General features: G+C 70.0%; 8 protein-coding genes. 6 read left to right on the forward strand and 2 right to left on the reverse strand.

The window, feature by feature from the left end:
* From ABFC67_RS14360 to glmS, 6 genes are all read left to right on the forward strand, one after another.
* On the forward strand, positions 1-758 hold a 758-nt coding region (locus tag ABFC67_RS14360), incomplete at its 5' end, for a phosphopantetheine-binding protein (RefSeq protein ID WP_346738714.1).
* Complete coding sequence (locus ABFC67_RS14365; protein WP_346738715.1) at positions 758-1,576, forward strand: 4'-phosphopantetheinyl transferase superfamily protein; 819 nt, start codon at positions 758-760, stop codon at positions 1,574-1,576. The genes ABFC67_RS14360 and ABFC67_RS14365, both read left to right, overlap by 1 nt.
* Positions 1,577-1,608: 32 nt before the next feature.
* Positions 1,609-2,385 (forward strand): hypothetical protein, encoded by a 777-nt coding sequence (locus ABFC67_RS14370; RefSeq protein ID WP_346738716.1) that lies wholly within the window; start codon positions 1,609-1,611, stop codon positions 2,383-2,385.
* The gene (locus tag ABFC67_RS14375) at positions 2,382-3,290 is read left to right on the forward strand and encodes an alpha/beta hydrolase (RefSeq protein ID WP_346738717.1); all 909 of its coding nucleotides are present in this window, start codon (positions 2,382-2,384) and stop codon (positions 3,288-3,290) included. Before ABFC67_RS14370 ends, ABFC67_RS14375 begins: the two co-directional genes overlap by 4 nt.
* Positions 3,291-3,294: 4 nt before the next feature.
* Positions 3,295-5,007, forward strand: coding sequence for a hypothetical protein (locus tag ABFC67_RS14380; RefSeq protein WP_346738718.1), 1,713 nt, complete (start codon positions 3,295-3,297; stop codon positions 5,005-5,007).
* 157 nt (positions 5,008-5,164) lie between these two features.
* On the forward strand, positions 5,165-6,994 hold the full coding sequence (gene glmS, locus ABFC67_RS14385; protein ID WP_346738719.1) for a glutamine--fructose-6-phosphate transaminase (isomerizing): 1,830 nt from the start codon (positions 5,165-5,167) through the stop codon (positions 6,992-6,994).
* A gap of 253 nt (positions 6,995-7,247) precedes the next feature.
* On the opposite strand, the gene ABFC67_RS14390 is transcribed toward glmS, so the two are convergent.
* Positions 7,248-7,742 (reverse strand): hypothetical protein, encoded by a 495-nt coding sequence (locus tag ABFC67_RS14390; protein ID WP_346738720.1) that lies wholly within the window; start codon positions 7,740-7,742, stop codon positions 7,248-7,250.
* 82 nt (positions 7,743-7,824) lie between these two features.
* Entirely contained in the window at positions 7,825-8,679 is an 855-nt protein-coding gene (locus ABFC67_RS14395; RefSeq protein WP_346738721.1) for an RHS repeat-associated core domain-containing protein, read from the reverse strand.
* Positions 8,680-8,681 lie beyond the last annotated feature (2 nt).

An 8,681-nucleotide genomic window follows, 5' to 3' on the forward strand; every position in this document is an offset into this window, starting at 1 on the left:
CCGAGCTCACCGCCGAACGCTTCCTCCCCGATCCGTTCCGCAACGCCCCCGGCGCCCGCCTCTACCGCACCGGCGACCGCGGCCGCTGGAAACCCGACGGCACCCTCGAACACCTCGGCCGCCTCGACTTCCAGGTCAAGGTGCGCGGCTACCGCATCGAACTCGGCGAGATCGAGGCGCAGCTCGCGCTGCAGCCGCAGGTCGCCCGCGCCGTCGCCATCACCCGCGAGGACCGCCCCGGCGACGTGCGCATCGTCGCCTACCTGGTCGCCCAACCCGGCGCCACGCCGGACGAGGCCGCGCTGCGCCAGGCGCTGCGCCGCACGCTGCCCGACTACATGGTGCCGCAGCACTTCGTCGTCCTCGACGCCCTGCCGCTGCTGCCCAACGGCAAGCTCGACCGCAAGGCCCTGCCCGCACCCGCCGACCTCGCGCGCGAACCGGCGCACGGCAGGGACTTCGTCGCGCCGCACACCGAAAACGAGCGGCACCTGGCGGCCCTGTGGAGCGAGCTGCTGGGCGTGCCGCGCGTCGGCGCGCACGACAACTTCTTCGACCTCGGCGGGCACTCGATGCTGGCGATGCAGGCGATCGCGCGCATGGAGCAGCAGACCGGCCGGCGCATCAATCCGCGCCAGTACATCTTCGAGACGCTGGCGCAGGTCGCGCACGCCTACGACCATGCCGCCCCCGAACCGCCGCCGCCCGCAGGCGGGATCTTCAAACGCCTTTTCGGCGGCGCACGCGAGGGCGCGTGATGGTGCCGACGGTCCGCCCGCAGCATGTCGCCGCGCCGCCGCCGCCGCCCATGGCGTGCCATGGCGCCGCGCCGGCCGTGCACTGGACGGTGCCGCTGTCGCCGCCCACGCTGTGCGACGGCGAGCTGCACGTGTGGCGCATCGATCTCGACGCCGCCGCCATGGACAGCGATCCCACGCTGGACGCGGCCGAGCGCGCGCGCGCCGCGCGCTTCGTGTTCCCGCGCGATCGTTGGCGCTACGTCGCCGCGCACGCCGCGCTGCGCCGCATCCTCGGCCACTACCTCGGCCTCGCGCCGGCCGCGCTGCCGCTGCGCCGCGGCAGCGAAGGCAAGCCCGAGCTGGCGCTGCCCGACGCGCCCGCGTTCAACCTCAGCCACGCCGGCGGGCTCGCGCTGGTCGCGATCGGCCGCGTGCGCGCGCTCGGCATCGACATCGAAACGGTGCGCCCGCTGCCGGATGCGGAGCTGCTGGCGCAGCGCTGCTTCACCCCGGCCGAGTGCGTCGTCATCGCCGCCACCGTGCCGCAGCGGCGAACGCTCGCCGTGCTGACCTGCTGGACGCGCAAGGAGGCGCTGCTGAAGACGACCGGCGACGGCCTGGCCTGCGACCTCACGAGGATCCACGTCGGCGCCGACGCGGCGCCGCGCCGCCTCGCCGTGCGCGCGGGCGCGGACGGGCCGATGGACGTGGCGCTGCGCACGTTCCGGCCCGCGCCGGACCATATCGCCGCCTGCGGCGTCGCACTTGGCGGCGGGGGCGCTTGCGGCGATGATCCACCCGTCACCCACTGGTACACGGACGTGACTGCATCGTGATTCCCTACCGCTTCGGTGCCCAGGATCGGCGCATGTTCGGCGTGTTCCACCCGCCCGGCGGCGAGCGCGCGCGGGGCTGCGCGGTGCTGCTGCTCAACCCGTTCGGGCAGGAGGCGATCCGCAGCCACCGCATCTTCCGCGTGCTCGCCGAACGCCTCGCCCGCCAGGGCTTCCCGGTGCTGCGCTTCGACTACTACGCCACCGGCGACTCCGACGGCGAATGCGAACGGGGCACGCTGGCCGGCTGGTGCGGCGACCTGCGCACCGCCCACGCCGAGCTGCTCGCCCGCAGCGGCTGCCGCCACGCCGCGTGGGTCGGGCTGCGCCTCGGCGCCAGCCTCGGCCTGCTCGCCGCGCAGGCGGACGCAGCCCCACGCACGCTGCTGCTGTGGGATCCGGTGATCGACGGCGGCGCCTACCTCGACGAGCTGCGGCTTGCGCACATGACCTTCCTGGCCGAGGACTTCGGCCTCGACTGGCCGACCTTCGCCGCGCGCTTCGGCCGCCCGCGCGACGGCGTCGTGGACGAGGCGCTGGGCTTCCCGCTGCCGCTCGGGCTGCGCGCGGAGCTGCGCGCGCTGGACCTGGCCGCCGCGCCCGTGCACGCCGGGCGCGTGCACGTGGTCGCCACCGCCGACGGCACCGCGCAGCGGCGCCTGCGCGAACGCCTGGCTACCGCGGCGCCGTCCCTCGACTGGCAGGCGCTGGCCACGGCCTCGCCGTGGAATTCCGACGCCGCGATGAGCGCGGCCATCGTGCCCGCCGACGTGCTGCAGCACATCGCGGCCACCCTGGAGACGCTGCCGTGAGCGAGCGCGTCGTCCAGTTCGGCGAGCGCCGGCGCCTGGTCGGCACGTTCACGCCGCCCGCGCCGGGCCTCGCGCCACGCGACGTCGGCTTCGTCATGTTCAACGCCGGCGTGATCCCGCGCATCGGCCCGCAGCGCATGTACGTGAAGTTCGCCCGCGAGATGGCGAGCCTCGGCTTCGCGGCGCTGCGCTTCGACCTGTCCGGCCAGGGCGACAGCCGCGCCGCCACCGGCACGCTCGGCTTCGAGCGCCAGGCGGTGGCCGACGTGCGCGCGGCGCTGGACCACCTGGCAGAGACGCAGGGCCTGCGGCGCTTCGTGCTGGCCGGGCTGTGCTCGGGCGCCGACCACAGCTATGCCGCCGCGCTGGAGGATCCGCGCGTGGTCGGCGTGGTGATGCTGGAGCCGTACGCCTACCCGACCCTGCGCACGCATCTGCGCAGCGCGCTGGCGCGACTGCGCCGCGCCGGCTTCATCGGCGCGGCCTGGCGCACGCTCAAGGGTCGGCTGTCGCGCGCGTCCGCCACGGCGCAAGCGGCGACGGGGAACGGCCGCCACCGTCCGTCCAAGGACGACTTCGCGCGCGGGCTCGCCGCGCTTGCCGGGCGCGGCGTGGAGGTCTACCTGCTGTATTCGGGCAGCATGACGCGCGAATACAACTACGCCGGGCAGTTTGCCGACGGTTTCCGGCGCTACCGGCTGCCGGCCTGCGTGAGCACCGACTACATCGCCGAGGCCAACCACAACCGCACCGAACTGGCCATGCAGCGCGCATGGATCTCCCGCGTGACGGCCTGGTCGCGGCGCTTCGTCGACGCCCCCGCCGCGGCCATCGGCGCCGCAGCCGAGCGGCGCCCCGCGACCGGCACGGCCCACGCCGCCATGCATGCCGCCCAGGGAGAGTGATCGCATGGACGCCACGCTCGCCGTGCCGCCTGCCGCCGCACGCTCGCTGCTGTATCCGCCGCTGCCCGCCGGCACGCGGCCGCTGCGCGTGCTGGCGCTGCTCGACCGCGAGCGCGTGCCCGCGTGGCTGGCCAGGATGCTGGCCGGGCTCGGCGAAGGCGGCGCGGCCGAACTGGTCGCGCTGGCGACGGTGCAAACCACGCGCGAGGCGCACGGCAGCCGCCTGTTCGACGCCTATCTCCGCCTCGACATGCGCTTCGCCGGCGCCATGGGCGCGGTGCATGCGCCGGTCGATTCGGATGCGCTGCTGCCTGCCGTCGCGCGCCACGCCTGGCGCGCGACGGCGGACGCGCCGCTCGAACTGGCGGCGGACGCCGAAGCCGCGCTGGCAAAGCTGGCGCCCGACCTGGTGCTGAGCTTCGGCCTGCCGCTGCCGGGACCGAAGCTGGCCGCGGCAGCGCCGCGCGGCGTGTGGAGCTTCGGCCAGGACGCCACCGACCCGATGCGCGCCGCGTTCTGGATGTTCGCCGCCTTCGACCGCGGCGAGCCGGTCACGCCCGGCGGCCTCGGCGTGCACCGCTCCGATCGCGGCCGCTGGGAACTGCTCGAACCCAGCATCGGCTCGACCGCATTGCTGTCGTACGCGCGCAACCGCGCCTACCAGTTGCAGAAGAAGCCGGCACTGCTGCGCCGGGCGCTGCGCCGCCTCGCGCTCGGCGGGGAGCCCGAGGCGATCCCGCTGCCGGACGCGCGCGAACCGGGCGGACCCGCCTGCGCGCTGCTCGCGATGCGCCTGCTGGCGCGCGCGGCCACCCGCCACCTGCCGCGGCTGGGCAAGATCGAACACTGGTACCTGCTGTGGCGGCGCGCGCCGCATCGGCTCGATCCCGCCGCGCCGAGCGTCGCCGGCTTCCAGCGCCTCGATCCGCCGCGCGGCGCGTTCTGGGCCGATCCCTGCGCGTTCACCCACGCCGGCCGCAGCGCGATCTTCGTCGAGGAACTCGACTACGCGAGCGGCCGCGGCCACATCAGCGCCATCGAGCCGGACGCGGCCGCCGGCGCGCCGCGCAGCGGCATCGTGGTGAAAGGCGCCTGCCACCTCTCCTATCCGTGCCTGTTCGCCTGGAACGACACCGTCTACATGACCTTCGAGGCCGCGCTGGAGCGGCGCCTGCCGCTGTGGCGCGCGCGTCGCTTCCCGTACGAGTGGGAGCCGGTCGCCGACCTGCTGCACGGTTACCGCATGGTCGACGGCACCCTGCATTACGAGAACGGGCGCTGGTTCCTGTTCGCCTGCGTCGCCGAGACGTCGTTCGACGACGGCGGCCGCGAGTGGAGCGAGCTGTTCCTGTTCCACGCCGGCTCGCCGCTCGGCCCGTGGCTGCCGCATCCGCAGAATCCGATCGTGCGCGACGCGCGCAGCGCGCGGCCGGCGGGCGGCCTGTTCCGCCATCGCGGGCGCCTGATCCGGCCCGCGCAGGACTGCGGCCCCGACTACGGCTATCGCGTGGTGTTCCACGAGGTGCTGGCGCTGGACCCCGAACGCTACGCCGAACGGCGGCTGGGCGCGCTCGCGCCGGACTGGCAGTCCGGCCTGCGCGGCTGCCACACCTATTCCGTGCACGACGACGTCGAGGTGATCGACGTCAAGCACCTGGCACCGCGCCGCTACGCGCGGCCCGCGCGAAAGGCCGGCGACGGCGGATCCGTTGCATGATCCCGCGCTGCGCGCGCAGGCCGCCCACGGATTGCCCGCGAAATGGACCGGCCGCGCCATGCCACGCCCGGCATGCATGCGCGACCATCTCCGGCGCGCGGCCCGCCGGCCGCGCTTTTCCGGCTACGATAACCGCCCTTCGAGGAGCCGATCGACCATGTGTGGAATTGTCGCTGCCGTCGCCCAGCGCGACGCCGCCCCGATCCTGATCGAGGGACTGAAGGCGCTCGAGTACCGCGGCTACGACTCGGCCGGCGTCGCCGTGCTCGGCGCCGACGGCATCCAGCGCGTGCGCGCCAAGGGCAAGGTGCGCGAGCTGGAAGAGCGCTACCGCCTTAACCCGTTCCCCGGCGGCACCGGCATCGCGCACACGCGCTGGGCCACGCACGGTGCGCCCAGCGAGAACAACGCGCATCCGCACGTCGCCGGCACGATCGCGGTCGTACACAACGGCATCATCGAGAACCACGCCGAGCTGCGCGCCGAGATGCAGGCGCGCGGCCGCACCTTCACCTCGGAAACCGACACCGAGGTGATCGCGCACCTGATCGACGAGGCCATGCGCGGCGGGCTCGACCTGCGCGACGCCGTGCTGACCGCGCTGCGCCGCCTCGAAGGCGCCTACGCGATCGCCGCGATCAGCCTGACCGAGCCCGGCCACGTGGTCGGCGCGCGCCGCGGCAGCCCGCTGGTGGTCGGCGTCGGCATCGGCGAGCACTTCCTGGGCTCGGACGTGCAGGCGCTGATCAAGGTCACCAATCGCGTCGTCTACCTCGAAGAAGGCGACGTGGTCGAGATCGAGCGCGACCGCTATCGGATCTGCACCGCCGACGGCCGCGCGGTCGAGCGCGCCGTGCACGAGAGCGAGCTGTCCGCCGACGCGGTCGAGCGCGGCGAATACCGCCACTACATGCTGAAGGAGATCTTCGAGCAGCCGCGCGCGGTCGCCGACACGCTGGAGGGCCGGCTCGGCCCACGCGGCGTGCTGCCCAACATCTTCGGCACCGACGCGGAAGCGCTGCTCAAGCGCGCGCGCGGCGTGCACATCGTCGCCTGCGGCACCAGCTTCCACGCCGGCTCGGTCGCGCGCTACTGGATCGAGGGCCTGGCGCACCTGCCGGTCAACGTCGAGGTGGCCAGCGAATACCGCTACCGCGACGTGGTAGTGCCGCCCGACACGCTGTTCGTGGCGATCTCGCAGTCGGGCGAAACCGCCGACACGCTGGCCGCGCTGCGCGAATCGCGCAAGCGCGGCTATCTCGGCACCTTCGCCGTGTGCAACGTGCCGGAATCCTCGCTGGTGCGCGAGGCCGACCTGGTGCTGATGACGCGCGCCGGCCCCGAGATCGGCGTCGCCTCGACCAAGGCGTTCACCACCCAGCTCGCCGCACTCGGCCTGCTCACGCTGGAGCTGGCGCGCCTGAACGGCGCGCCGACGGAAAAGTACCAACGGCTGTGCGCGCAGCTCGCCTCGCTGCCGCGCGTGCTGGAACAGGCGTTGAAGCTCGATCCGGTGATCGCCAGGCTGGCCGAGCGCTTCGTCGGCAAGCACCACGCGCTGTTCCTCGGCCGCGGCGCGCATTACCCGGTGGCGCAGGAAGGCGCGCTCAAGCTGAAGGAAATCTCCTACATCCACGCCGAAGCCTACCCGGCCGGCGAGCTGAAGCACGGCCCGCTGGCGCTGGTCGACGAGGACATGCCGGTGATCGCCGTGGCGCCCAACAACCAGCTGCTGGAAAAGCTGAAGTCCAACCTCGAGGAAGTGCGCGCCCGCGGCGGCGAACTGTACGTGTTCGCCGACAACGAGGTGACGCTGCCGCCCAACGGCGGCCGCGGCGAGCTGATCAAGCTCGACGCCGGCGGCAACCTGGTCGCCGCCGCCGCCTTCACCGTGCCGCTGCAACTGCTCGCCTACCACGTCGCCGTGCTGAAGGGCACCGACGTCGACCAGCCGCGCAATCTCGCCAAGTCGGTGACGGTGGAATAGGCGACTACGCCGCTATCGCGGCCTCCGCATACCCCGCTCTCGCCGCCCCCCGTAGAAAACGCGGACCGGCACCGAAGATTCAGCAGCAACTGGGGCACGTCAGCCAACTTCCGCGCGCACGCAAGTGCGTGGTCAGCGAGATGCTCGACTCCCTGCTCGCGCAATCGTGCTGACGCCAGCACAACATTGAAACGATCAAGGCCCGCAATGCGGACCTTGTTATTTGCTTGGCATACCAGCCCAGCCTACACGGCTATCCATCACCAAGCTCACGAAAGAACCAATGCCCAGGGCTTCCGGCCAAAGGAGTTGAGTCGCCAAATGGATTCGACACTTCGTTTGGAAAATAATAAATGGCGCTTCCACCCCCTCGGACAACCGTTCCACTAGACGACAACACAAAAACCCCACCCATTGGACCTAGCTTCCCGTATGGTTCTTCGCCACTAACGTCAACCCAAAGCACCCCCAATTTCTTTAAGCCCTTGGCAATCTCATTCTTTTGTGGGCACTTAATCGTATCACCCTCTGAGGCGATGACTCGCCCATTTTGATAGATAGAAATAGTGCCCCACCCTTTACACGACGAGATTAGGTTTTTTAGCACGCCAAATTCATTTTCGTGAGACTTGAAAAAAACCTTTCCTTGCTGCGGCGTATAATCCAGAACGCTGCTCGCAGAACATGAGCACACAATTCCAACTATGGATGCGCAAAAAACAGCGCGTCTGATCTTACTAATGGCCATGGTGGTCACCATAGTATTGGTACCCGGAAATGATGTCGGACGTATCTTCCGGATAGTCGCCAAACCTCATACCTAAACCAGCCTAAAAAGTCGCTACCTTGTCCGAAACAAAAAACGCCGCCCCACCCAAAGCTGCTGATCCCGCAAAATTTAAGTCCCCTCTCAATCGATTCCCAGGTGTGTGCCCTTGCACAAAAGTCTGATACGCCCCGGCCCCAAATATTGCTGTCCCTTCGCTAAATCCAAACGCGTGCGCGACTAGCCCGAAGTGAAAATTCCCAAACTCAGCTAAAAGCTTCTTATCCCGAAAACCTTGAAATACGCTCTGATCTTTGAAATCCCATTTTCCGCCTTTCCTTACTGCACCTACAAAATCGCTCAGGTCGTGTTTCGCACCCCATTGTTGAGCCGTCTTCACATTCGCGTCAATGTTGACGTGGCCGTAGTTGATAACTGAACTGTACTTCGCGAGCGCGCCCCTCATAGCTTGCTGACGCTGCATCCCTTGCGCTGCGCCGCTCGTACCGGTGGTGAAACCTCCGGTGCTCGCACAAGTGCCGTCGCCGGTGGAGATGTGCGACCCGGTGCAGCGACCATCAGGGTCCGTATACCGATATGGGTTGTCATCGGCATACCAATACCGATTGAAGTTCCCGCCCGCGCTCGTCGCCGTCACCGGATCGACGGACAGGAAGCGTCCGATGCCGGGGTCATAGTAGCGCTGCTGCATGTTGTCCAGACCGGTCGCGGCGTCCTCCTCATGACCGGCGTAGCCCGGGCCATCCCGTAGCGATCGATTGAGCACCTCGCCATAGGGGCCGTAGTAGGTACGCTCCACGACATTGTGGTTGGCATCGGTGACCACCATGGCGCTTCTCAGCGCATCGGTGTGGTAGTAGTACACCGTATCGTTGGCGATGGCGGGCGCGGCGGCCAACA

Origin of the sequence: Mizugakiibacter sp., from assembly GCF_039680435.1 — a bacterium.
Taxonomy (GTDB): Bacteria; Pseudomonadota; Gammaproteobacteria; order Xanthomonadales; family Rhodanobacteraceae; genus Mizugakiibacter.

Bases quoted from the DNA above. Each gene is read 5' to 3' on its own strand.
- ABFC67_RS14365 (WP_346738715.1), top strand. From the start codon at position 758: ATGGTGCCGACGGTCCGCCCGCAGCATGTCGCCGCGCCGCCGCCGCCG.
- ABFC67_RS14370 (WP_346738716.1), top strand. From the start codon at position 1,609: ATGTTCGGCGTGTTCCACCCGCCCGGCGGCGAGCGCGCGCGGGGCTGC.
- ABFC67_RS14380 (WP_346738718.1), top strand. From the start codon at position 3,295: ATGGACGCCACGCTCGCCGTGCCGCCTGCCGCCGCACGCTCGCTGCTG.
- glmS (WP_346738719.1), top strand. From the start codon at position 5,165: ATGTGTGGAATTGTCGCTGCCGTCGCCCAGCGCGACGCCGCCCCGATC.
- ABFC67_RS14390 (WP_346738720.1), bottom strand. From the start codon at position 7,742: ATGGCCATTAGTAAGATCAGACGCGCTGTTTTTTGCGCATCCATAGTT.